We start from the raw sequence: 24,830 nt of genomic DNA, 5'->3' as shown, positions 1-24,830 counted from the left end.
TAGGGAATGCAAATAAAGCAAACGGATCTGAAAGCTGCGGCGGACCGCGTCTATCGCTATCTTATGTTCAGCGGTCCGGAGAGCTGGGGCGGCCACGAATGGGCCGAGTGGGCGATGGACCGCAACCGCTGGGATTGGAACCCGGGTGTCGGCTTAATCGCCGCAGCCGATTATGGAGCCTTCTACGGAACGGAAGGAGTTATACAAGAGGTAGAGATCTGGACGGAGCGAAATCTTGGCGAGTCCGAGAAGATAAAGGTTATTAACTCACTCGCACCTTACGCCATGTTCCCCTTGCTCTACCGGCTGACCGGTAACCGCTTCTACAAGGACAAGGCAACGGAGATGGCGTATTGGCTAAACAAGGAGGCGCCGCGAACAAGGAATGGTGCGTTTGAGCATACCGTCACCGAGAGCGCCTCGTTTAGCGAGCAGGTATGGGCGGACACCGTCTTCATGGCCATCCTCTTTTTGGCCCGGACGGCTCGGTTAACAGGAAGCAAAGTGCTTGCGGAAGAAGCGATGAGCCAGACGCTGCTGCACCTTCAGACGCTGCAGGACGAGGAGACGGGGCTGCTATTTCACGGTTGGAACGGCGAGACGGGCGATTGGATGTCGGCCGCACGGTGGAACCGGGCTAACGCCTGGATTGCCGTTGGCGTGCCTATGATCGTAGAGGAGGCGAGTGAACTAAGCGGTGACATGAAGCTGATCGGCGAGCTCCGCGAACGCTATTCGCGAATGGCCGAGACGCTTGTTCGCTGTCAAAATGACAGTGGTCTCTGGCCGACGGTCTTGGACCGCCCCCACTTTTATGAGGAGACGTCGGGTTCCGCCGGCATCGCCTGCGGATTGTACAAAGCGGTACGCGCCGGATGGATTCCGGCGGAATTGGCCTTGGCCAGCGCTGATCGCGCTGTCGCCGCCGTTCTCACGCAAGTTCGTGAGGATGGCGCTGTCCTTGGCGTCTCTGGAGGGACGCCAGTGCTGGCTAGCGTCGAGGCTTACGATAAAGTTCCGACTTTTCCAACGCTTTACGGCCAGGGGCTCGTTCTGCTCCTGTTTTTGGAGAAGCTGCGGATGATTGGTTAAGAAGAGACCGGGCCCCTTTAACAGATATGTTAAAATATATATATACGTCTTAAAATCGTAGGGGTACAGCTTGAACAAAGTCATCTTTGGCATGACGATGTCGCTTGATGGATACATAAAATCTGCTGTACCGAATGATAAACTTGATTCCACGGTTGAATTCGAGAGAGGTTAGGAAAAATCTTGCCTCTTGCTTAAAAGACGAGAATACATAAAGGAGTATTGAATATGGCACGCGTTCTATTTATTAATGCGGGATCAGAAGGACATATCAATCCGACGATTGGCGTTGTGCAGGAACTGATATCGCGTGGGGAAGAGGTTGTGTACAGCAATACTTGGTCTGCCATGTTGTACTGATGGATGAGCGCTGCAGCCGCTGCGGCCCTGCTCAATCAACGTTTTTGCCCGGGCGGCATCCTCCAGATTATTGGGACAGTAAGAAAAGTCGATTTTCATGCGGCCTCCGGATTCTGCCAGAAAAAAATGATAAGAGATATGCGTTTTGGAGCACTCCTTCGTTATAGCGCCCTGTACATTAAAACGAGTAAAGTATTCATGATGAACGCACACTTTCTCTTTGATCATGGAACGAATATAGAATTATCCGACAAAAGAACAAAGCAGGTAGGTGAAGAATGCCGTGCCCGCCGCCAATAGGCGGTCTTGAAACACGCTGAAGATTTGCTGCATGGAAACACCCAGCATCTGTGGAGCATTGGGACCGAGCAGAAAGGGAGCGGTAAATGAACCGATGACGCCCATAAATACAAAGGTAAGGGCGACAAGCAGCGTCTTGAACGTCAGCGGTAGAATGAGCCGGAAAAAGATTCGCAGCCGTCCGGCACACACGTCCTTCGCGCTTTCAATGACCGCATCGGGTACACCCGACAAGACCGAACCGAGCAGCATCGTTGTAAACGGAATATTAAACATAGATTCGCAGGGATGATGCCCTTCATGTCAAATATAATTCTTGGGAAGCTGTCCGTGCCTAGATGATAAAGGATTCTTGCCATCCAGCCATGGTTGCCTAGAAGCTGAATCAGGCCGTGGGGTCTCACGCACGGCAAGGCGGGCGTCAGAACGGCCAATAAACATACGCATTTCGATAACTTCAAGGTTTATCCTTAACAAGTCAGGGGTTCTAAGGGATATCTTTTCGGAAATAATGATTTCAAAAAAGCCAGGAGCGGTAATCCGCTCTTGGCTTCCTTCGTTAAGCCACTCATTTACGGTCGCCAACCCGCTGCGGAACGCATCGTCATCGCCTTGCTCCAGTCCGAACAGTGCCTCCTGTAGAGCGAATGTCCCTTTATAGAAGCGTACTCGCCCCGTCATATCGCGGATTTCGGAGTTAAGCTTCATGACTCTCTGGAAGAAACCGCCGCCATATGAAGCATACAAAGCCGCATAGTCGATTGCCGCATCCCCGAGTTGCGCGGAACCGATGTCGATGATGCCTGTCACTTTTCTTTCGGCCAGATCATGCAAAATATTGCAGCCTCCGAAATCGCCGTGAATCAACGATGGAACGATTCGGGCATGGTCTTTCGCCGCAAAAAAATCCTCAAAATGTCGGTTGGTCCGAACGCGTGCCTCCGGGATCATGAACCGGTACAGCTTGTCTTGAAGGCGCCGGTACAGCTCTTTCCACTCCTGGAAGGGATCGTACTGGGAGGCTGAGAGATCGGGACAGCATCCCATGTCCGTTCCGTGCAGTGCCTTCAAAAATCCGGCCAATTGGCCGGCGATCCGGTCCAGCGTGGCTGCATCCTTCAGCCTCTCTAGCTGCTCGGCTTCAAGCGGCACGCCGTCAATTCTGAGGTAGCCCATAAACGCCTGGCCAGAAGCAGGCTCCAATACGCAGTACTCCGGGCGAGGCACCTTCAGCGGCAGCCGGTCGGCGAATCGCTTCAGGAGTTCCGCCTCTTTTTCCAACTGTTTGATTCCCTCCGCATATTTGGGAAACCGGAAGATAAATGCCGAATCGATAATCCATATATCATTATTTTGGCCGGAACCGGTCCGCTCGATTGATTGCAGGGCCAGTCCTTGGGCATGCTTTCGGATCGTTTCTAAAACTCGGTACTCTTCCATATTATCAACTTCCTTATTCAAAATAACACTGGCGGTTAGTACTTTCGGTCGAGTCTAACGAGAGCATTAAAAAGATCTTCTTTTATTGTTAGTTATTTAAAGTCGCTCAAGACACTGTCGGCAGATGCTGTTTCAGCAGCATCATCAATTGAATGACCAGCTCCTCCGCAGGATATGGCATGGAATTCACGATCCACCATTCCACCAGGCCGGTAATCGCCGAAGCTAGGAATTGCACGGTGATCTCCCGATTCATCCCTGCAGGAAGGCCGTAAAGATTGATTTGTTCCTCGGCTCCCCTCATGACGTATTCCATCATCTGGCAACGAAATGCATGAGTTCCTTTTCTGTTCAAAAGCGTTACATAGATGTGAGCATTTTGTTCCAAATATTCAAAGGTTTGAAGAAGGGGACCTCCGGACGAAAGCAGGGGTGTGCCTTTCTTTGGCATGCAGCTTTCGTACAACTGCTTCAAATACGTGTCGATGCACTGATCCAGCAAGTCGTATTTATCCGTGTAATGCAAATAGATGGTTCCGCGGTTTACATTGGCCCGGTCGGCAATTTCGTTGATCGTGATCTGCTCGATTTTTTTCTCCTTCAGTAGTTCGATGAAAGCTTTGAGAATCGCTTCCTTCGTTTTTGGGATCCGTCTGTCCATCGCTTCTCCTTTCAGATTTTATGAACATACCGGGTTGATTTGTTGATTTATCGACAAAAGCATGGATATTACCGATTGAAGCGATTCTGACGCATTGCTATGCTAAGTCTAATCAACAAACGTTGATAAATCAATATATGTTTAAAAATGAGCAATCGGAGGCAAACCTATGAAAGTGTTGGTGTTTGGGGCTGGCGTGTTGGGCAGCTACTTGGCCCATGTTCTGGTGCGGGGCGGCCATGACGTTACTGTATTGGCCAGAGGAAAGCGAGCGGAGGAGCTGGAGCGGAACGGGGTCGTCATCCGTCATTATTTTCAGCGCCGAACGACCATCGATCAGGTTCGTGTTATTCGGACGCTGGAAGAGGATGAGGGCTATGATCTCATCTTTGTGGTGATGACCTATTCGGATTTCCCGTCCGTCCTGCCTATTCTGGCCGCCAATCGGAGCCGTCATATCGTTCTGGTGGGCAATAATGCGGATGCCCGCAGGATGCAAACGGAGCTGCAAAACATGAGCCGAATGGAAAAACAGGTCGCTTTCGGTTTCCAGATTAGCGGCGGCCGCCGGGAAAACGGACGCATCGTCTGCCTCCGCGGAGGCGGGCAAATGGTGCTGGGCGGGCTTGACGGTCCGATTCCTTTTCGGCCTTTGCTGGAAAAGGCATTTGATACGGTCAAATATAAACTGATCTTTCATGAAGATATGGATGCTTGGCTGAAAAACCACATCGTGCCGATTCTAGCGCTAACTTCAGCCTTGTTTGCCAAAGGGGGCAGGCTAAGAGAGCTTGCGAGGGATAAAGAAATGCTCAGACAGATCATTGCGGCCATTGGCGAAGGTTTCGATGTGCTGGAAGCATTGGGATATATGATGACGCCGGCAAGCCAGGCAAAGCTTTTTCGCAAAAATAAACGGACAGCCTATCTCATGCTGAAAATCTATCATCTCCTGCCATTTTCCCGATTCTTCGACGGTTCCTATGACGAAATTGCCTCTTTATTCGAAGCGTTTGGCGAATGGAAGCGGAAATCAGGCATTCCGACGCCTCGCTTGGACGATCTTGAAAGACGTCTGCTTGGAAGCAGATGATCGGACTAGCCAACAGGCATCGGGTTTGCAGGTCGAGAGTCGCCGGCCGTCGAGTTTGAGCAATCTGCGAGAAATGAACTCCAGGTAATGTTGATATAATCGGTTTATCATATTTTTTGGAGGTAGATTATGGTATGGGTGAGATTGTTCTAACCATGCAGATGTCGCTGGACGGAGTTGTCTCGGAAGAGCACAAATGGATGACTTTGAGTGAGGAGATTTTCGAGGATTATCTGGAATATTATAAGACGGTCGATACGATCATCGTCGGCAGAAACACATATGCTTCTCTCGCCGATCATTGGCAGCAGGCGGAGAACTCGTCCAATTCGTTGGAACGGGCCATCGCCCAAAAAATGAATGAGATTCCTAAAGTCGTGATCTCGCATTCCCATGTAGCATTAAGCTGGAGAAACTCGGAGTTATGGCTTGTTCATGACAATCCTTCACTCGCTGAAAAACTTGAAGCCCGGAAAAAAGAGGCGAGACGGATATCGGTTGAAAGCGGGATTAGGACATGGCAGTCCTTTATCGAACACGACTTATACGACGAACTTTGGCTGCTTGTCCATCCCGTCATCGCAGCCGCAGGTGAACGTTTATTCGCCTTGGCCGGACAACAACAATCCCTCCGATTAACCGGTGCTAAAACCTATTCGAACGGTGTGGTTGGGTTACATTACAAAAAATAACCGACCCTAAAAAAGAAGGACGATGAAATCATTCGTCCTTCTTTTTTAATGGAATGAATATTCTTCCCAATAGAATTCAAGTCGAGAACGGGCAATGGAATCAAGAAATGCTTATTGTGCCGAAAAGAGAGAGGGCTGATAATGAGGGAAAAGTGGATAGACGACGAATAAGGCGATGGACGTCCGAAACGGGACGCGAACGAAGGTGAATGAACACTATTTTAATAGGCGGGGAGTGTAATCCGATGGGGGAACAACCGAAAACAAGGAGCCAGGTACTGTTATTCGAGGAGCCGGCAAAAAAATGGGATGAAGCGTTGCCGATCGGCAACGGCCGGCTGGGCGCTATGGTATACGGTCAGCCGGACCGGGAGCAGCTGCAGCTGAATGAGGATTCCATATGGTACGGTGGGCCGCGAGATCGAAACAACCCCGACGCCAAAGAAAACCTGCCGGAGATCCGTAGGCTTATATTTGAAGGGAAATTAGCGGAAGCAGAGCGGCTTGCCCGGCTTTCCCTGTCCGGCCTGCCCGAAACGCAGCGGCACTACCTTCCGCTCGGCCGCTTGATGCTTGACATTATGCTTCCAAACGGGAAGCTGGAGCAGTATACTCGAATGCTGGATTTGGACAGCGGCACCGTCACCGTTTCCTTCACGCAAGGTGGCGTTGCGTTCAAGCGGGAACTGTTCGCCAGCCACCCCGATCAGGTGATCGTCGTGCGGATGACAGCGGATAGACCGGGCCAAATCGGCTTTACTGCACGCATGGAACGAGGTCAATGGCGTTACGCCGACAGGACCGGCAGATTTGGAGACGACGCGATCTGGATGGGCGGAAGTTGCGGCGGCGAAGGCGGCAGCCTGTTCGGCACGGTGTTGAAGGCGGCAGCGGAAGGCGGAGCGGTTAAAGCCATCGGGGACCATCTCCTTGTGGAGAGCGCAGACAGCGTGACGCTTGTTTTGGCAGCCGCAACCACGTTTAGGTCCGTTGATCCGATGGGGGACGCCTTAAAAAGGGCGGAAGCCGCCATACATACCGGTTACGCCAATTTGCTCCGACGTCATACAGACGATTATCGCGCATTGTTTAGCCGGGTATCGCTTTCGCTAGGTCCATACGACGTTGAACTTGAACGCATGAGCCTGCCGGACCGCATGGAACGCATGCGCCGCGGCGGAGCGGATCCGGGACTGCTTGCGCTGTACTTTCAATACGGACGCTATCTGCTCATTGCGAGCAGCCGACCCGGTTCACTTCCCGCCAATCTTCAGGGAATTTGGAATGAGCATTTCCTCCCGCCGTGGGACAGCAAATATACGATCAACATCAACGCCCAAATGAACTATTGGCCGGCGGAATCGTGCGGTCTCGCGGAGTGCCATGAGCCGCTGTTCGATTTGTTGGAACGGATGCGTGAGACGGGCAGGCATACGGCAAGCATCATGTATGGCTGCAGGGGCTTTACGGCTCATCATAATACGGACATCTGGGCGGATACGGCTCCTCAGGATTCATACCTCCCTGCTTCCTACTGGCCGATGGGCGCCGCGTGGCTTTCGCTGCATTTGTGGGAGCATTACCATTTTTCGATGGATGTAGAGTTCCTGAAACAGGCTTATCCCACGCTGCGCGAAGCAGCGCAATTTCTCATCGATTACGTGGTCGAAACGCCGGGGGGCGAACTGGTGACCTGTCCGTCGGTATCTCCGGAGAACACCTATATTCTTCCGAACGGAGAATCGGGCGTTCTGTGCGCAGGACCATCGATGGACACCCAAATCATCCGCGAGTTGTTTGCGGCGGTCCTTGAAGCGGAGGCAATCCTTGGCGTTGCCGGGGATGATGCCGTTGGAGGGGAGCTAAGGCGAGTGATGGACAAACTGCCGCAGCCAAAGATCGGGAGGTACGGCCAACTGCAGGAATGGTACGAGGATTATGAGGAAGCCGAGCCGGGCCATCGCCATATTTCGCATTTATTTGCCCTGTTTCCCGGCAGCCAAATCACGCCGGAGGGAACGCCGGAGCTGGCCAAGGCGGCCAGAAGCACGCTGGAACGGCGCCTTGCGAACGGCGGCGGGCATACGGGCTGGAGCCGGGCGTGGATCATCAATTTCTGGGCGAGGTTGGGGGACGCGGAAGCGGCGGCGGATCATCTCGCGGCGCTTTTGATGCATTCCACGCTGCCAAACTTCCTGGATAACCACCCGCCGTTCCAGATTGACGGAAACTTCGGCGGGACGGCTGCGGTAGCCGAGATGCTGCTGCAGAGCCATGCCGGTCGGCTTGATTTGCTGCCGGCTCTTCCGTCCTCATGGTCGGAGGGGGCCGTCAAGGGGCTTCGCGCCAGGGGCGGATTTACCGTCGACATGGCGTGGAAAGCAGGGAAGCTGACGCACGCGACGATTGTATCCACCGTTGGCGGCCCGTGCACGGTTCGTTACCGGCAGCCCGTCGTGGTGAAGAAGGATGGAAAAACGATACCTCAAGTGAACGCCCATGAAGGCTGCATCCGTTATCACACGGAACCGGGAGCAGCCTACAGGATCGAAACGGAGAATTTGCTCCCATCCGTGTAACAAAGGAAAGGGAAATTCCATAAGAAGGAAGCCGGTCCGCTTGCGGATCGGCTTCCTTCTGTTGTGGCGGCTGCACTGAAAAATTCCCGTCTCACGATATATCAATTGGATATGCGTATATATCATTGTTTAAATCCAAGTCGTCATTTACAATTTTTTTGATTTAGTGAATGACGAAGTTATGTATACCAGGCGTTGAATACCAAAGGTTGACAAGGCCAGGGTTCCTTTGCGCGCTCATGAAAGCGCTTGTTTGGATCGGTCCGGGCCGAAGCACCGCGGAATCCAAACGAATCCGAAAGGGATTCATGGAGCGACATGCCGTGAATCCGCAAAATGAAGGGAGACGAAAAAACATGCTTCGAATCGTGCAAGTGGAAAACGGGTTGGTTCAGGGACTGCCAGCAGCCGACCCCCGAATCACAAGTTTCAAGGGCATCCCATTCGCCGCCCCTCCCGTAGGCGAAAACCGGTGGCGAGCCCCGCAGCCGGCCAAGGACTGGGAAGGGGTGCTTAAGGCGTACGAATTCGCGCCGATCTCGATGCAGGTGAGGCAGGAGATCGACGACAACAACATCTATACCCGGGAATGGGCCGTGGAACCGGACATCGCCATGGACGAGGACTGCCTCTACCTGAACGTATGGACACCGGCCAAACGCACCGATGAAAAATTGCCGGTATATGTATGGTATTTTGGCGGGGGGCTTCAAGTCGGCCATACGGCTGAAATGGAGTTTGACGGCGAACGCATCGCCAGGAGGGGCATCGTCGTCGTTACGATCAACTACCGTCTCAACGTCTTCGGATTTTTATGCCATCCCGAAATTACGGCGGAGGCACCCGGCGCGCCGGCTAACTTCGGCCATCTCGACCAACAGGCGGCCACAAGATGGGTCAAGCGCAATATCGCGGCTTTCGGCGGCGACCCGGACAACATTACGATCGGCGGACAGTCCGCCGGCGGCGGCAGCGTGATGGCCCAGCTGACTTCCCCTCAGAATGAGGGGCTCTTTCAGAAGGCGATCATTCAAAGCGGGATCTTTACGAAGCTTTATCCGGGAACTCGCACGCCTCCGCTTCGGCGTCATCTGGCTGAAGCCGAACAGGACGGCGTCAAATTTTTCGAGTACCTCGGCGTATCCTCTCTTGCGGAAGCCCGGCAGCTGGATGCAGTCACTCTCCGCGACAAGGCTGTGCAATACCAGGGATTCTGGGGCACCGTCGCTGATCAAGTGTTTAGCGTAGGCAACGCGTTTGAATTGTTCCTTGAAAACAAGCGCTGGAAGGTGCCGGTCATGTTTGGCCACACGTCCTCCGAGTTTTTCAGCGTTCCGGACGCCGATTCGCCGGAAGACTTCAAGCAGCTCGCCGCGGACATGTTCGGAGACGATGCAGAGGTGTTCCTGGAGCTTTGCGGCGCGCCGTCGGCCGACATGGAGGAGATCCGGAAGAAGGCTTCGGTGAGCGGCATCGAATATGCGATCCGGATCGCCGCGCAGGCCAATGCCGAGAACGGCTCCGGTACTCCGTTGTATTATTACAATTTTGATGCCGAAATCCCGGGCTGGGATCATCCGGGCACCTTCCACTCGGTGGATCTCTGGTTTTTCTTCGAAACGCTGGCGAAATGCTGGCGGCCGTTTGTCGGCAAACATTACGATTTGGCCCGCCAGATGTGCAATTACTGGGCCAACTTCATCCGTACCGGAGACCCGAACGGGCCGGATTCGACGGGAGAGGAGCTGCCGAGATGGGAGCCTTATACCCCCGAAGCCCCGTATGGCATGCTTTTTGCCGATCGGGCCGAATTTTGCAAAGAACCCCCTAGCGAGATCATGAAATTTCTGGTGCACCAATATTTCAAGAAGAACGGGTCCGTTCTGCAACCGGAGGTATAGCGAGGGGATCGCAGAATGCTAACCTTTTGCCTGCTGTTGGAATTTTCTTGGCGTATAACCTGTCATCTGTTTGAACTGCCTGCAGAAGTGCTCGACATTTTGATAACCGCATCGGGAAGCGATATCGGCAATGCTTTGGGTGCTGTGAATTAAATATTCTTTGGCCAACCGGATTCGGCTGTTGATGACGTCTTCCATGCAGGTGACTTTAAATGTTTTTTTGTAGATGCTCTGCAGATAGCCCGGGCTGATTCCGAGATCATCCGCCATTTTCGCAATCGTCCAGTAATCGCCCGGATCGTTCTGGATCGCGGTACGAAGTTTCAATAAGTTATAGTACTGAGGCGTGACGGGTTCACGGAAATAAGATTCGAGCAGCTTGTTGAACAGTGTTCGCAGCAAACAGTCGATGGAGGATGCCTTGTAATCCCGGTGAAAGTTGTGTTCGATGGTTAACAGTTCAAGCAGCTTGTGGCAGTAGTCGGGATCATCCAGGGCAAAAGGGACTCCGAGCGGCAGCGGCGATTCGGTAATATAGGGTTCGTTCGATTCGAAGCGGATCCAGTCGTTGATGAATTGATCGGCGCATGCCCGATAATAAACCTTCTGCTGCGGGCGGTAGAGAATCACGCTATGCGAAGGATATTCCTTCAGATCTCCATTGACCCAGAACAGCGCGGGAGTTTTGGTGATGACAAGGAGCCAGTGATAACCCATAGGAACATCGATCACAAAGTTGCTCGGGTGCGTCGTGTTGCACTCGACAAAATGAATATGGGCCAAGCCTTATCCCCCCTGTGGAATGATGTCTCTACTATACCATATCGAGGAAAATAGGAACGATAGAGAAGCGCATGTCCCCAAAACCTGCAAGAGTAAACATCGGGTGAGGATGTAAAGAGATGCGAGTTGCGTTTGGGCATCACAGCCCGTCATAATATCATATCGAAATGCAGAATCTGCTCCGATTGAATAACGGAGAAGGGAGAATTCCTATGACCGACCATTCAGCCATATCCACGAACGACTCGGGAGGTCCGGCGGCACCGCGGGACCCTGAATACTTGCATGAGGGTGATCCGATTCCCGAAGCCATGATCGATCCCCCGGTTGACTTTGCATCGCCATCCTACCGTGACATGGTCGCCAAATCTCTGCTGAATCGGGGCAACAATAAGCGATTGAAAGCGGCGATCGAAAAAGCGAAGAGAGGCGAGCCGGTGACCATCGCCTACATCGGCGGTTCCATTACCCATGGCGCCGGGGCCGTCCCGCTTCCCGTAAATTGTTATGCTTACAGGTCGTACGAGCTCTTCAGGAAGCGGTTCGCCGCCTCCTCCTCCGAGGGCCGTTCGGTCCGTTTCATCAAAGCGGGGGTAGGCGGCACGCCGTCGGAGCTGGGGATCGTCCGTTACGACCGGGATGTGCTCCGGGACGGCAAGGAGAATCCGGATATCGTGGTCGTGGAATTTGCCGTCAATGACGCCGGCGACGAGACGCGGGGGAATTGCTACGAAAGCTTGGTGCTCAAAGCGCTTGACGGCCCCGGCCAGCCTGCCGTCATTTTGCTGTTCAGCGTGTTTTTGAACGACTGGAATCTTCAGGATCGGCTGGCTCCGGTCGGGTGGCATTACGACCTTCCCATGGTCAGCATCAAGGATGCCGTCGTGGAGCAGTTCCGTTTGACCAGGGACCAAGGAGGCGTCATCTCCAAAAGGCAGTTTTTTTATGATATCTATCATCCGACGAATAGCGGCCATCAAATCATGGCGGATTGCCTGGACTGGCTGTTCGCAGTCACGGACCGGTCTGCTCCGGACGAGGAGGATATCGCGACCGATAAGCCGCCGTTGATCGGCCGTGATTACGTCCATACCCGGCTGCTCGATCGCCTGAACGCTAACAACGTCGCCCGGATCGATCCCGGCGGTTTCCTGGAGACCGATACGGAGCTGCAGCTCGCGGAAATGGACGACCAATATGACGGCACGCCCCAGTTTCCCTATAACTGGATGCATACGGGCGAATCGGGAGACGGCCATTTCAGCATGACCCTCCGCTGCAAACGCCTCATTCTCGTATTCAAAGACTCGGGAAGCAGCGATTTCGGAACCGCCGAGATTCGGGTGGACGGGCAGCATAAGATGTTCGCCGATCCGCATGAAGTAAACTGGACCCACTGTAACGCGGTGATTTTGGTTGATGAGCAGGAATCAAAGGAGCATACGGTGGAAATCGGCATGGCCGAGGGCAGCGAACATCAACGTTTTACCATTTTGGGGTTTGGTTACGTGCCGTAAGATCAGTCACGGAGAAGGAAGCCTCTCCTTTGATGGATAGGCTTCTTTTTATTTTGGGGCACCTTCGCTGCAGCCCGAAATCATGTTTAAAACTTACAAATGCCATTTAGATTCTCTATGGTTGTTTTCCGGAAATCCCTTTAACATGATCCATGGGCTTGCCATTTCATAAGGAACCACCGGCTTCGGAACCGATTCTTGCGTTCATCGTTTGGCATGCGCATGCAAGCTCATTTTTTGAAAGCGCTGTACTTTGAAGTGCAGCGTCATCCAAAGGGGGATATTTATGAGGAAGCGTAAGTCGATGGTGCTGGTATGGTGTTTGATTCTTGTCCTGATGGCCTCTTGCAGCAGCGGTTCGGGAGGAGGCGCGGCCAACCCGGATGCAAGCGGCGGGAATTCCGCCGGGGGAAGCACGGATGCACCCGCGAAGCCGGATGAAAAAGAAGAGAGCAACACGTCGGAAATGAATTTCGACATGGGCGGCCGGACGATCAAATGGGTATCCTGGTACGACGAATCGATCAAGGAAGATAATCCGGACAGTATTAAGAAGAAGCAGAACCTGGACGAACTCATGAAGAAGCATAATTTTAAAATGGAATACGTCATCATCGACTACGCGGAGTACGTGAATAAAGTGACGTCATCCCTGCTGGCGGGGGAGCCGATCGGCGACATCATAAGGATGGCCAGACCTTGGATGATTCCGACGCTCGTGAAGCAGGATTTATTTTCGCCGGTGGATGAATATACGAAAAATCAGAATGTGTTTATTCAGCAGTACACGAACGATTATTCGCAGTTTGAGGGCAGGGGCTACGGCTTCAGGGCAGGCATCAACGGCGCTTCGTCGGGCATTTTTTATAACCGGACCCTGATGGGAAAACTCGGCCTCAAGCCGCTGCAGGAATACGTGAACGAAAATAACTGGAATTGGGAGACGTTCATCCAAGCCGCCAAAGAGGCGAACAAAGATACAAACAATGACGGCAAGCTGGACATATGGGGGCTCGCTTCCGCTTCGATTTTAGTGCAGGCTTTGGCGGCCAACGACGCGAATATCGTTTCGGAGGGGAAACAAAATCTTGAAGATCCGAAAACGAAAGAAGCCTTAAACTTCATCTCCCGCCTCGCAACGGAACATATCGCCAGGCCTACGGAAGGGGGAGATTGGACCGAACCCGGCCAATTTTTCCGCCAAGGAAACACGCTGATGTATGCCGGAAGCGATTATGAGATGGATGGGTTTAAAAAGGATATGCCCGATTTGGATATCGGATTTTTGCCTTTTCCTAAAGGACCAAGCGCCACCGAATACCGCTCCCATCTTACGATCCCGAATTACTTGACGATCCCGAAGGCGGTCGAACACCCCGAGCAGCTGGTTTACATCTATGAAAAAATCAACGACATCGAGTCCATCTACGACTACCCGAAACAGTCAACGCTCGAAACGTTGTTCAAAAACGAAGACGATATCCATAACGCCCAGGTGGCAGGGGAAGTCATCAACGTCGTCGACGGCAAAGACGGGTATCCTTCCATGCCTTATTACGAGCTTGTCGGAGAAATCCTGGAAGGGAATTCCGTTTCCACGGTCATCGGGAAATATAAAGAGCCGTTCCAGGCTTCGATCGATGAGGTGTGGAAAAAGTAGCGGTCATGCATACCGTCTCCACATAAGAAAATAACTGAGGCGGGGCCTCCTCATTCAAGGAGGTGCTTCTGCCCCGCCTGTTTCCTGGCCGCGGATGGAGGATAGCCCTTCATTTCCTTGAACAACTTGCTGAAATAATAAATATCGTCAATTCCGCACATCTCCGCCGCGTTTTTTACCGTAAAATCGCCGGAGGACAGCATCATTTCGGCATTGTTGATGCGAATGCGTTTGACATACTCCTTGATCGTCGTACCGGTGCTCTGCTTAAAGAGCCGGCCCAAATATACGGGGTGCAGCTGCAGCCATTCCGCCAATTCGGCGATCGAGAGATTTTCCGAGTAGTGCTCTGAAATGTATTCGGTTAATTTTTTGATCCGCGGATCCATCGGCATGGGCGCTTTGCGGTAATGGTTGCTGAGCAGACGGTGGAGGATGAGTTCGAACAAGGCGCGCGCTTGGATGTGGTAAAACGGCTGTTTGCTCATCCATACATGGTTGAATTCACGTATATAGCCCAAAATCTCCTTGGTGATCACTTTCTTCGTGACGCCTTTGAACGGGAGATGGACATGATTATGCGGTTCGGCCCAAAAAAAGTTGAACGGATACGAATGCATGGGGAACTCCTTGAACGTATGGGCTTCCCTGATGCTTCCTTCCGGGACGTACACAAGGTCGCCTGCTTCGGCGGTGAATTTTTCCCCATTAATATAGTAATTCGCCATGCCGTCCACCACGAACGTCAGATCATGAAAATCGATTTTCGCTTTTTGGATCGTCCACTCGGGAAAGCATCTGCGGTCGATGAACAGAAAAATATTCGGAACAAGATGGGGATGATGCTCGATTTCCAAGGACACCGCCTCCTATAAGCTAATCATAGATTCCGCTCCAAAAATTTCAATAGAAAAAAGCGATTCATTGCGCTCTGCAATAAAGGGGGTTTTTGCATGGTTACCTTAACCGGATTCGCGGACGAGATTTCTTCCGATTTGGAAGAGCAGCTGGACGTGCTCGAATCGGAACATATTCGTTACCTGGAGCTGCGAGGGGTCTGGGGAAAAAACGTATTGAACTTAACCGAAGAGGAAGCGGCAAAGATCAAAGAACGTCTGGACCGGCGGGGATTCGGCGTTTCCTCGATCGGTTCCCCAATAGGAAAAATCAAAATTACCGACGATTTTGATTCTCATTTTGCGGATGCCGCGCATGCCATACGGTTGGCAAAGTTTTTTCAAGCCAAGTTTGTCCGCATATTTTCCTTCTATATTCCGGACGGAGAACATGAACCATTCCGCGAGGAAGTCTTCGGTCGCATGAAACGGCTCGTTCGGCTGGCGAATGAGGCCGGAATCGTTTTGCTCCATGAGAATGAAAGCCATATTTACGGCGATACGGGGGAACGCTGCCGGGACATCTTGGAGGCGGTTTCATCGCCCGGCTTGAGGGCGGCCTTCGATCCCGCGAATTTCGTGCAATGCAAGGTAAAACCCGTGTCCGAGGCCTACCCGCTGCTGGCCGATTATATTTCGTATATTCATGTCAAGGATGCACTCATGGACGATGGTACGGTTGTCCCTGCCGGCGAGGGAGACGGTCAAATGCATGGGCTTCTCCAGGAACTGAAGCGGACGGGATATTCCGGATTCATGTCTTTGGAACCGCATCTGCAGGCAACCGGAAGATATGCGGGGTTTAGCAAACCCGAATTGTTCGTGGTAGCCGCCAAAGCCATCAAACGGCTGCTGGCTGAACAAGAAATAAAGTGGAACTAAAACGCCGCCTGACTAGGATAGACGAACGGATCCGTCAAGGACCGGGTTGGTCAGCAGGCTTCCCATGAAACTCATGTTACCGCAATGAACGTCTTAGCGAGACGACGATGTATAAGGAGATGATAACAAGATGTTACGGTTTAAGAAACCCGTCTGTGCATTGTTGGCATGCTGCACGATGTTGTCACTTATATTTAGCGTTTCGGTGTCGGTACCTAACAAAGCTTTGGCGGCAAGCGACGTAACGATCGATTTATCGGCCGAAAAACAAGTGATCCGCGGGTTTGGAGGAATCAACCACCCGGTATGGATTGGAGATTTGACGGCAGCTCAACGAGAAACGGCATTTGGCAACGGGGACAACCAGTTGGGCTTCTCCATTTTAAGAATTCATGTGGATGAAGATCGGAATCAGTGGAGCAAGGAAGTCGAAACGGCCAAAAGCGCGATCGCGCGCGGAGCCATCGTCTTTGCTTCGCCATGGAATCCCCCAAGCGATATGACCGAGACCTTCAATCGTAACGGAGATACATCGGCCAAACGGCTCAGATACGATAAATACGCTGCGTATGCGCAGTATCTTAACGATTTTGTTACGTATATGAAAAATAACGGCGTCGATTTGTATGCGATTTCGGTCCAAAACGAACCTGATTATGCGCATACCTGGACGTGGTGGACGCCAGCAGAAATGCTTCGCTTTATGAAAGAATATGCGGGAACCATCCAATGCCGGGTCATCGCTCCCGAGTCGTTTTCTTATCTGAAAAACATGTCGGACCCGATTCTGAATGATCCGCAGGCACTTGCCAATATGGATATTCTGGGCGCTCATCTGTACGGAACTCCGTTCGACAACTTCTCGTATCCGCTATTCAAAGAAAAAGGTACGGGGAAGGATCTCTGGATGACGGAAGTCTATTATCCAAACAGTGATAATAACTCGGCAGATCGTTGGCCGGAGGCGCTGGATGTTTCCTATCATATCCACAAGGCGATGGCGAAGGGGGATTTTCAGGCTTACGTATGGTGGTATATCCGCCGGCAGTACGGTCCGATCAAGGAGGATGGTTCGATAAGCAAGCGGGGTTACAACATGGCACATTTCTCCAAGTTCGTTCGCCCTGGTTACGTGAGGATCGATGCAACGGAGAATCCGGATACCGACGTATATACATCCGCCTTTAAAGGCGACAACAAGGTTGTGGTCGTGGCGATCAACAGAGGCACTTCGGCCAAAAGCCAACATTTCATTCTGCAAAACGGAACGGCATCCAAGGTATCTTCATGGGTGACGGACGCCGGCCGCAATCTGGCCCCCGGGTCCGTCAATACGTCCGGAGATTCATTTACGGCGCAGCTTCCAGCCCAAAGCGTGACCACGTTTGTGGTTGACTTGGGCAGCAACGGCAGCACTTACGAAGCAGAAAGCGGCACGACATTGACCGATGCGGTCGTTGAAACCGTCAATCCCGGATATCACGGTACCGGATACGTTAACTTTAATGCCTCATCCGGAGCATCCGTTCAGTGGAACGGTATTTATTGCGCAGTGGCCGGAACCAAAAACGTGAATTTTCGTTACGCGCTGGAATCCGGTTCAAGAAAAGTGGATGTATACGTCAATGGGACCAAAGCGATCAGCAACGCCGAGTTTACAGCGACCGGCAGCTGGTCCAACTGGAGAAATAAAACGCTTCAAATATCCATGGAAAGCGGAATCAACACGTTAAAAGTCGTTACAACCGGGACGGAAGGGCCGAATATGGACAGCGTTACCGTTTCGCCAGGTTCGTAACGCAGCAGGCAGCGGGTTCCATATTTTATAATCTTATAAGGGAAGGCCCATCCGCAGAAGCGGGGAGCCTTCCCTTATAAAATGCCGCAAAACCAAAAAAAGTAAAAATCCGGCATGCAAGTAAAGAGATGCGGATTGTTTTGTCAATAAAATCCATGAATAATAGAAATGATACGCTTCTAACACTATGAAACGAAATGGGGTTGCACGCTTGCGTATTTCCAGAAAAAGCATGGTCACGCTTCTTCTTACGATCACGTTCCCGTTGTCTATGCTGGCGTCTTGCGACGGGAAAGGCTTAACGAATCAGAGCGCTTTGCCGTTGAAGAGTGATGGAGAATATACCTATACAGAGCCTGGATTAAGTAAGTACAACCCGCCGATCGAGCTGACCTTCGTGCGGGAGACGAGCGATGATTTGGACAATCTCATCAAAACGTTTCCGGGGGAAACGCTGGAGGATAACCGATGGACCCGCTTGTACGAACAAGTGCTGGGCATCCGAATCAAATATGATTGGACGGCGAAAGGCACCCTCTACAATCAGAAGCTGGGCGTCGCGTTGGCCGCGGGCGATTTGCCGGATGTCGTGAGAGTCAATGCGGAGCAGCTCCGCCAACTGAGCAATGCGGGCCTGATTCAGGATTTGTCCCAAGCCTATGAGAAATATGCGGCGCCGTTTACGAAAGAAATTTTGGGCCAAGAAGGGACCGGGCCGTTCGAAGCCGCTACGGTGGACGGAAAATTGATGGGCATTCCCGAGACAAGCTCATCGATTGAGGGAGCCCAATATATTTGGATTCGGACCGATTGGCTGGAGCGCCTTGGTTTGCAGCCGCCGCAAACGATGAATGACGTGTTGGAGGTTTCGAAAGCGTTTACAGAAAGGGACCCGGACCGTAACGGAAAAAACGATACATTGGGGCTTCCGGTGACCCAATATTTGTGGGATCCCGTGATGGGCTTGTCGGCATTCATGGCCGGTTACGGCGCCTTTCCGAATATGTGGATTCGGGATTCATCCGGCAAACTCGTATTCGGCGCCGTTCAGCCGGAGGTCAAGACCGCACTGAAGGTCCTGCAGGACATGTATCGGAACGGCCAAATCGATGAGGAATTTATGTTTAAGGACGGCATCAAGGTAAAAGAACAGATTATCGCAGGAAAATATGGCATGATGTACGGCGAACAGTGGGGGTCGTTTGTCGTGCAAGGAAACCATGAGCGGGACCCGGAAGCAAGGTGGCAGGCATTTCCCATCGTATCGGCGACGGGGAAAGCGGCGAAAGTGCCGCTCCGCTTCGCAACCCATCAATTCCTTGCCGTCCGCAAGGGGGTGGCTCATCCCGAAGCGGTCGTCAAGCTGTTCAATTTGCATCTGGAAAAGAACTGGGGAGCGACGGCCGAATACGAAACCTATTACAGCACCCCTTATCCGGCGTGGCAGCTTTCTCCCGTCACCCCTTATCCGGCGCTGAAAAATTTGAATGCCTATTACCAAATCGAAGAAGCTCGCCGAACCGGGGACTCTTCCGTGCTTAAGGATGAGGCAAGGGCGATTCAAAAAAACATCGAGGCCTACCTGACAAGGAACGATCCGTCCGGTTGGGGCTGGGAACGAACCTACGGCCCGTCGGGGGCTTTTTCGATCCTTGACCGTTATAAAAGGAACAACCAGTTATTGTATGAAAGCTTTGTGGGGGCTCCAACCGACACGATGATCGAGAAACAATCCATTCTCGACTCCCTGGCGATGGATACGTTCACCAATATTATCCTTGGTCGTCCCATCGAAGAATTCGATCATTTCGTCGAGGAGTGGCATCGATTGGGCGGTGACCAAATGACGGCCGAGGTAAACGAGTGGTATTCGGACAAACAGAAAGACTAGTGCATCGGAGGCGTTAAATTGATAAGGATTCCCGTGAATTCATTGCGTCATACCATTCTGGCCAGGCTTGTCCTGATGTATGTGGTGGTGATCCTCCCGATCATTCTGCTCGGCGTTTATTTGTACAATTGGAGCTATAAAAACGCAAGCGAAGAAATATCCAGAAATGCGCTGGCGCAGTTGTCGTCCTATCTCGAGGGGCTGAACCGGGAAATCGAATGGCTGGAAATTCAGCAGTTCGATATTTTGCAGGAAAGCGAGCTTCATAAAATCGCCATCACGTGGGAGAAGATGGACAGCGCGGAGAAAAGGTCCAGCGTAAATTATTTGCTCCATCGCCTGACCTCCATAAAAAACAGCAGCCCGTATATTAAAGATATTTATGTCCATATTCATTCGATCGATAAAACGATTTCGGCAAGCAACGCCGTTCGCGCCCTGGACCGGCAAAGATATGAAGAAATACGCTCCATCGGCGAACGAAGCGGCAGCCGGCTGGTCCGGCAGGGCGATTCACTTCAGCTGACGGCGTCCAAGTACGGCGGGAAAAATGACGAGGATCCGCTGTATCTCGTTCAAATCGAATTGGATAACGACAAGCTGAAGGATTCCATGGGACCGCTCGGCGCGTATCCCGAAAGCGGGTCGATTCTGATCGCGGAGGCGGCGGGGTTCACTTTATCCAGCACGGGCACGCCGCAGGGATTGCCGGAGGAATGGATCCAGGCGGCCAAGGACTTGGATGACAGCACGATGCTGCTTGATATCGGCGGAAGGGAATACCATTTCAACATCGCCCATTCCGACAAGCTGGGCCTCTCCCTCGTATCGTACTTACCCGAAGGAACGGTGAGGAGGCCGCTGATCAAATTCAATCTATGGGCATGGGTATTCGCGGTAACTTCGGTTTTTGCCATCGTCGTGTATGCCTTTTCCACTTACCGTTACGTTCATCGCCCGCTCCTCTCGCTCGTCCAAAGCTTTCGCAGAATGGAGGGCGGGACTCTTGATATTCCGATCCGCCATGAGCAAAAGGATGAATTCGGCTATTTGTATGACCGGTTTAATCAGATGCTCGTCAAACTTCAGACCTTGATCGATCAAGATTTCAAACAGAAGTTGATGATGCAGAAGGCGGAACTGAAGCAGCTGCAGTCGCAAATCAAACCGCATTTTCTGTATAACAGCTTTTTTATCCTGAACTCGCTGGCCAAGACGGGCGACACCGACCGGATCGAGCTGTTCACGATCATGCTCGGCGAATATTACCGATTCATCGCCCGCAACGGCGAGGACCACGTCACGCTGTCGGAAGAAATCAAGCATGCGAGAATGTATACGGAAATCCAGCAGCTCCGGTTCTCCCGGCGGATCCGCGTCCAATTCGACGAATTGCCGGAGGCCATGCGGCGCATTAAGGTGCCGAGATTGATCGTCCAACCAATGATCGAAAACGCCTATGAACACAGTCTGGAGAACATGCCGAACGAAGGGTTTCTTCGCGTCACGTTTGAACATACCGACGCGGAATGTCTCATCAAGGTGGAGGATAACGGGGACAGCATCGACGATGCCGGGCTCGAAGCCCTTCAGCATCGGGTATCAGGTCCTGCCGAATCCCATGAAATGACGGGGATCATGAACATCCACCGGCGAATCCTGCTCACTTACGGAGAAGGCAGCGGGCTGTTTTTGTCGAGAAGCAAGCTTGGCGGGCTTGAGGCCGCCATTCGAATCAAATTCAGGGAGGAGAGCGGGGATGTATAGACTGCTGATCGTTGACGATGAAGACATCATTACGGACGGGCTGTATGAAGTATTCAATCGATATCATCCGGAGCGGCTCGACGTGTGCAAAGCTTATTCCGCCAAAGAAGCGCTGGATTGGATGTCGCGTACGAGAATCGATATCGTCTTGACCGATATTGCCATGCCCGGCATGAACGGACTGGAATTATCCGAAGAAATTCAGAAGTACTGGCCGAGATGCAGGGTGGTGTTCTTGACCGGGCACAGCGAATTCGAATATGCGTACCGTGCCATCCAAATGACGAATGTCCGTTATGTGTTGAAGACGGAAGGGTACGGCAAGGTGATCGACACCGTGCAGGCGGTCCTGGACGAAATGGACCGTGCTCGTCATGACAGCCTGCTGCTGGAACAATCCCGCGAGCAGCTGCTTGCGTACCGATTCATGGCGCAGGGCGACTATATGAGGCATCTTCTCCAGAACAGCCGTGTTTTGTGCAGGGATGCGGAGGTGATGGTCCGCGAATTCGGCAAGCTGGACATCGGCCTGGATCCTGCCCAGCCGGTCGTGCTGGTCCTTGGCCGCATTTCGTACCCGGAGGGCAGGACGTATACCGAAAGATCCGAAATCATGTCATCCGTCAGAATGGCCTGGGATACCTATTTTTCGGATAGGGCCCGAAGCATGGGGATCATCGATAAGCACGGCGACCTTTTTTGGTTTCTTCAACCGTCTGTGCGGGCCGAAGGCAGGCTTGACAGCCATTTTATCCGTTTCGTGGAGGGGACGCTGGAGATGATTCAAGAATCATGTCTCGGTTCGCTTGGATTGACCATCGGATGGACGCTGAGCTGCGAAGCATGCAGATGGGAATGTTTGACGAGGCAGTACGAAAGGCTGCGGGAGCTGCAGCAGCTAAGGATCGGCAGCGGGGGCGCCATCATTGTGCGCGACGGCTTCGAGCCGCTCGATGGATTGGCCGGCAAAGAAAGCTTTGCGGACAGTCAAAAGGCGGAAGTGCTGAAGGCTTATCTTGAATCGGGCAGAAATGAGGAGTTTCTTCAGGAGCTTGAAGAGGTGGCGGGCAACGCCCTGAAAATGAACGGAAATGCACAGTTAACGATTGAAACGTATTATACGGTCGCGTTGATGCTGCATTCCTGCATAGGCCGTATGGGAATGCACGGACGAATCGACGATGCCGGGCAATTGATGCGGCTAAACGATCATCCCACGATGGAAGCGGCGTTCGGTTACCTGAAGCGCGTCGCGGAATCCATTTTTCTAAGCAAACAAACGCAGGAGAGGGACAGGGCCTCGCTGATCGTCGACCGGATTTGCGAGTACGTCGAAGAACACTTGAGCGAAGATTTGTCTTTGGTGCGCCTCGCGGAAATCCATTATTTCAACCCGTCGTATTTGTCACGGTTTTTCAAGCAGGAAAAAGGAATCAATTTATCCGATTTTATCGACAAATGCCGCGTGAAGAAAGCCAAGGAGATGCTGCGGGACAATGATCTGAAAGTGCGGGAGGTGGCATTATCCGTCGGTTACGAGGCGGCCCATTCGTTCACCCGCTTTTTCAAAAAGGCGACGGGGCTTACGCCGCAGGAATACCGGGATACGCTGTCTTTGAATTGACGGTCTAACTAGAGTTTGGAGGGTAATTCGGACGGATTAGACGGGTTGTTCCCGCGGAGCGCAAGCTTTACGCTTTTATGAGAGTTGGGTTAAAGACTAAAAATGCTGAATAACGGGAGTTGACGCAAAAATGAATGAAGTCGTGCATGCACCGATCGGCAAACTGCCGCAAAACGGAAATCCGCTTGTCGCCCATAAATTCGGGGCCGACCCCTATGTGCTTGTGTTCAACGGGCGCGTATACCTCTATAATACGGACGACGTATTGGAGTACGACGAGCAAGGAGAGGTCAAGGAGAACAGCTACAGCACCATCAACCGCATATCGGTGATTTCCTCGGATGATCTGGCGAACTGGACGGACCATGGCGTCATTCAAGTCGCAGGTCCGGAAGGAGCGGCCAAATGGGCGACGCAATCCTGGGCGCCGGCTGCGGCCCACAAAAGAATAGACGGCAAAGACCGTTTCTTCTTGTACTTTGCCAACAACGCCAGCGGCATCGGCGTGCTGACGAGCGACAGTCCGACCGGGCCGTGGGTCGATCCGATCGGCAGGCCGCTGATCGCAAGGGATACGCCGGGCGTTCAAGGCGTCGTATGGCTCTTCGACCCGGCCGTCCTGGTGGACGAAGACGGCAAGGGATATATTTACTTCGGCGGCGGCGTGCCGGAAGGAGAGCATGAGAGCCCGGGGACCGCCCGCGTGATGCGGCTGGGTGACGACATGATCAGCGTGGTCGGCGAAGCCGAGCCGATCCCGGCTCCGTTTATGTTCGAGGATGCCGGCATACATAAGAAGGACGGCAGGTATTACTTTTCGTATTGCTCCAACTTCTACGATGGGATGCGGCCGGAAGGGAGCCCCCCGGCGGGAGAGATTGCCTATATGACCAGCACCGGCCCGATGGGACCCTGGACGTACCAGGGATCGATTCTTAAAAATCCCGGCCATTTTTTCGGTGTCAGCGGGAATAACCACCATGCCATTTTCCAATTTCATGAAAATTGGTATATTGCTTATCACGCGCAGACCTTATCGAAGGCCATGGGCGTGCAGAAGGGATATCGGTCCACTCATCTAAACCAAGTGTTCTTGGACGAAGAGGGAGCGATTCTCCCCATCGATGCGGACATGGTCGGCGCTAAGCAGATCAAGCCGCTGAATCCGTATGCCCGCGTCGGGGCGGAGACGATTGCTTGGTGCGCGGGTGTGAACGTGCGGCAATTCCAGCCTGATGGAGGGGGACAGGGCGAGCCGCTTATGGTCTTGGCGGATATCCATCATGGCGATTGGACGGCCGTGTCCGGCGTTGATTTCGGAGCCGGGGCCTCCGCGTTTGCCGCATCCGTGTCGTGTATGAATGACGGGGGAGTCATTGAGCTCCGCTTGGACAGTCCTGAAGGCCAATCGATCGGCACGCTTCAGGTGCCTTCGACCGGCGGACAGTGGATTGAGGTGACGACGCCCGTCAGCGGTGCGGAGGGCGTTCATGATTTGTTCCTGATCTTCAAAGGAAAGCCGGACATCGAGTTGTTCCGGCTAGGGGATTGGCAATTTAGGTAAGCAAGCCGGGATGAACGTTTGTCATGTTGTGCCATGGAAAGAATGCCGTCCGATTGAACGGGCTGCATTCTTTTTTTATTGGACCTTCGCTGCCTCGCTGTCGGAAAGATCATTTCAGGAGCCGGTATCCGAACCTTGCAAGTAGGAAGCCGCCAAGCCTGCACCCAGCATAATTCTAGGTTTTCTCAGGTAAACGAACGGGAATCAACGGGTATTTCGTTCGAAATGAAAGCGCTAAAATGGGTTGTGATGGCGCCTGCGCTTTGCATTGGTTCGCATACAATCCATCCGGATGCGGCTTTGACGCTGAAATATATCGAATCGGGCCAT

19 protein-coding genes are annotated in these 24,830 nt (G+C 52.6%); 13 read left to right on the top strand and 6 right to left on the bottom strand.

Going from position 1 to position 24,830, the window contains the following annotated elements; genetic code table 11:
- Nucleotides 1–6 precede the first annotated feature (6 nt).
- On the top strand, nt 7–1,092 hold the full coding sequence (locus MKY58_RS15445) for a glycoside hydrolase family 88 protein (protein WP_339321059.1): 1,086 nt from the start codon (nt 7–9) through the stop codon (nt 1,090–1,092).
- Nucleotides 1,093–1,350: 258 nt separating this feature from the next.
- Here the strand turns inward: MKY58_RS15445 and MKY58_RS15440 are convergent, their stop codons facing one another.
- The 4 genes from MKY58_RS15440 to MKY58_RS15425 form a co-directional block, all read right to left on the bottom strand.
- Nucleotides 1,351–1,551 carry a hypothetical protein gene (locus MKY58_RS15440; RefSeq protein WP_339325264.1) on the bottom strand — a complete coding sequence of 67 codons (201 nt, stop codon included), beginning with the start codon at nt 1,549–1,551 and terminating at the stop codon, nt 1,351–1,353.
- 144 nt (nt 1,552–1,695) lie between these two features.
- Nucleotides 1,696–2,028, bottom strand: coding sequence for an ABC transporter permease subunit (locus MKY58_RS15435; protein ID WP_339321058.1), 333 nt, complete (start codon nt 2,026–2,028; stop codon nt 1,696–1,698).
- Nucleotides 2,029–2,055: 27 nt separating this feature from the next.
- Nucleotides 2,056–3,192 (bottom strand): aminoglycoside phosphotransferase family protein, encoded by a 1,137-nt coding sequence (locus tag MKY58_RS15430; protein ID WP_339321057.1) that lies wholly within the window; start codon nt 3,190–3,192, stop codon nt 2,056–2,058.
- A 106-nt stretch (nt 3,193–3,298) separates the two neighbouring features.
- A complete protein-coding gene (locus MKY58_RS15425; protein WP_339321056.1) occupies nt 3,299–3,853 on the bottom strand; it encodes a TetR/AcrR family transcriptional regulator in 555 nt (184 codons plus the stop codon).
- 169 nt (nt 3,854–4,022) lie between these two features.
- Here MKY58_RS15425 and MKY58_RS15420 point away from each other — a divergent pair, with 169 nt between their 5' ends.
- The 4 genes from MKY58_RS15420 to MKY58_RS15405 all read left to right on the top strand — a co-directional run bounded on the left by MKY58_RS15420 (nt 4,023) and on the right by MKY58_RS15405 (nt 10,118).
- The gene (locus MKY58_RS15420; RefSeq protein ID WP_339321055.1) at nt 4,023–4,946 is read left to right on the top strand and encodes a 2-dehydropantoate 2-reductase N-terminal domain-containing protein; all 924 of its coding nucleotides are present in this window, start codon (nt 4,023–4,025) and stop codon (nt 4,944–4,946) included.
- Nucleotides 4,947–5,080: 134 nt separating this feature from the next.
- The gene (locus MKY58_RS15415; RefSeq protein ID WP_339321054.1) at nt 5,081–5,638 is read left to right on the top strand and encodes a dihydrofolate reductase family protein; all 558 of its coding nucleotides are present in this window, start codon (nt 5,081–5,083) and stop codon (nt 5,636–5,638) included.
- Between the two features lie 245 nt (nt 5,639–5,883).
- Nucleotides 5,884–8,217, top strand: a complete 2,334-nt coding sequence (locus MKY58_RS15410; RefSeq protein WP_339321053.1) for a glycoside hydrolase family 95 protein — start codon at nt 5,884–5,886, stop codon at nt 8,215–8,217.
- A gap of 356 nt (nt 8,218–8,573) precedes the next feature.
- A complete protein-coding gene (locus MKY58_RS15405; protein ID WP_339321052.1) occupies nt 8,574–10,118 on the top strand; it encodes a carboxylesterase family protein in 1,545 nt (514 codons plus the stop codon).
- An 18-nt stretch (nt 10,119–10,136) separates the two neighbouring features.
- Here MKY58_RS15405 and MKY58_RS15400 read toward each other — a convergent pair whose 3' ends face one another.
- A complete protein-coding gene (locus MKY58_RS15400) occupies nt 10,137–10,901 on the bottom strand; it encodes an AraC family transcriptional regulator (protein ID WP_339321051.1) in 765 nt (254 codons plus the stop codon).
- Nucleotides 10,902–11,113: 212 nt separating this feature from the next.
- Here MKY58_RS15400 and MKY58_RS15395 point away from each other — a divergent pair, with 212 nt between their 5' ends.
- Together MKY58_RS15395 and MKY58_RS15390 are read left to right on the top strand one after the other, a co-directional pair.
- The gene (locus MKY58_RS15395; RefSeq protein ID WP_339321050.1) at nt 11,114–12,418 is read left to right on the top strand and encodes an SGNH/GDSL hydrolase family protein; all 1,305 of its coding nucleotides are present in this window, start codon (nt 11,114–11,116) and stop codon (nt 12,416–12,418) included.
- Nucleotides 12,419–12,704: 286 nt separating this feature from the next.
- Entirely contained in the window at nt 12,705–14,078 is a 1,374-nt protein-coding gene (locus MKY58_RS15390; protein WP_339321049.1) for an extracellular solute-binding protein, read from the top strand.
- 50 nt (nt 14,079–14,128) lie between these two features.
- On the opposite strand, the gene MKY58_RS15385 is transcribed toward MKY58_RS15390, so the two are convergent.
- On the bottom strand, nt 14,129–14,935 hold the full coding sequence (locus MKY58_RS15385) for a helix-turn-helix domain-containing protein (protein ID WP_339321048.1): 807 nt from the start codon (nt 14,933–14,935) through the stop codon (nt 14,129–14,131).
- Between the two features lie 96 nt (nt 14,936–15,031).
- On the opposite strand from MKY58_RS15385, the gene MKY58_RS15380 reads away from it, so the two are divergent.
- From MKY58_RS15380 to MKY58_RS15355, 6 genes are all read left to right on the top strand, one after another.
- Nucleotides 15,032–15,856 carry a sugar phosphate isomerase/epimerase family protein gene (locus tag MKY58_RS15380; protein WP_339321047.1) on the top strand — a complete coding sequence of 275 codons (825 nt, stop codon included), beginning with the start codon at nt 15,032–15,034 and terminating at the stop codon, nt 15,854–15,856.
- A 130-nt stretch (nt 15,857–15,986) separates the two neighbouring features.
- On the top strand, nt 15,987–17,654 hold the full coding sequence (locus MKY58_RS15375) for a carbohydrate-binding protein (protein ID WP_339321046.1): 1,668 nt from the start codon (nt 15,987–15,989) through the stop codon (nt 17,652–17,654).
- A gap of 271 nt (nt 17,655–17,925) precedes the next feature.
- Nucleotides 17,926–19,545, top strand: a complete 1,620-nt coding sequence (locus MKY58_RS15370; RefSeq protein WP_339325170.1) for an extracellular solute-binding protein — start codon at nt 17,926–17,928, stop codon at nt 19,543–19,545.
- Between the two features lie 75 nt (nt 19,546–19,620).
- Nucleotides 19,621–21,312 carry a histidine kinase gene (locus MKY58_RS15365; RefSeq protein ID WP_339325169.1) on the top strand — a complete coding sequence of 564 codons (1,692 nt, stop codon included), beginning with the start codon at nt 19,621–19,623 and terminating at the stop codon, nt 21,310–21,312.
- Nucleotides 21,305–22,936 carry a response regulator gene (locus tag MKY58_RS15360; RefSeq protein ID WP_339321045.1) on the top strand — a complete coding sequence of 544 codons (1,632 nt, stop codon included), beginning with the start codon at nt 21,305–21,307 and terminating at the stop codon, nt 22,934–22,936. The genes MKY58_RS15365 and MKY58_RS15360 overlap by 8 nt, the downstream gene beginning before the upstream one ends.
- A gap of 130 nt (nt 22,937–23,066) precedes the next feature.
- The gene (locus tag MKY58_RS15355; protein WP_339321044.1) at nt 23,067–24,500 is read left to right on the top strand and encodes a glycoside hydrolase family 43 protein; all 1,434 of its coding nucleotides are present in this window, start codon (nt 23,067–23,069) and stop codon (nt 24,498–24,500) included.
- Nucleotides 24,501–24,830: the final 330 nt, after the last annotated feature.

The sequence above is a fragment of the Paenibacillus sp. FSL W8-0194 genome, assembly GCF_037969745.1.
Taxonomy (GTDB): domain Bacteria; phylum Bacillota; class Bacilli; order Paenibacillales; family Paenibacillaceae; genus Paenibacillus_AQ; species Paenibacillus_AQ cookii.
This window is presented reverse-complemented; position numbering and strand designations above follow the sequence as displayed.